Consider the following 795-nt stretch of genomic DNA (forward strand, 5'->3'; position numbering starts at 1 on the left):
ACCACTATCCCACTTTTCCATTTAAAAACGTTCATATTCGCCACTCCTCATTCATGAACTAAAATCGCCAACCCGGATTAAATCCACGCTGGCGATTTTACGTCCTAAATCTGAAATTCAATTTATCCAAACAGGGAATCTCCTATATACCCACCCTTTTTCACACCTGGTAAACACGCAAACATCGCACTTCCCCTGTGAACGATATATTCATTGAGCTTGTCATTTTTTGCGAGTCGCTCTTGTATGGGGATGAATTGTTTACTCGGGCTTCGCTGAAAACAAATGAATAGCAGACCAGCATTGAAGCTGCCTGTTTTGGGATCCATGCCATCCGCATATGAATAAGGACGCCTCAGGATTTTTGCTTTGCCGTCTCCCCTGGCTAGGCTCATATGGGAATTCTCCGGAATGGTCAGGTTTCCATTTGAGTCTTTAGCTTCTAAATCAACGCGATCAAACTCATTCTTCATCCCTAATGGAGCTCCGCTGTCCCGGTGACGCCCAAACGTGTTTTCTTGCTCTTTCAATATCGTACGGTCCCAAACCTCGATATACATCTGGATTCGGCGCACAACCATATACCTGCCGCCAACAAGCCAGTCGGGTCCGTCCCCGGCCTTTACCCAAACATGCTGATTCATTTCACTGGCATCATTCGTATCCGGATTGACCGTACCATCCTTAAAACCGAATAAATTACGCGGTGTCGTCTTTTTCGAATCGGCTTGCTTAGTCCGTTGAAAACCCGTCTGCGCCCAATGAATGATCGTCTTCCCTCTTCCTATCCTTACC

General features: G+C 46.2%; 1 protein-coding gene. It reads right to left on the reverse strand.

Annotated elements, in window-relative coordinates:
- Positions 1 to 122: 122 nt before the first annotated feature.
- The coding region (locus CVN76_RS00175) for a Dyp-type peroxidase (protein WP_157805368.1) at positions 123 to 795 on the reverse strand (673 nt) is incomplete at its 5' end.

It is taken from the genome of Bacillus sp. mrc49 (genome assembly GCF_002803435.1).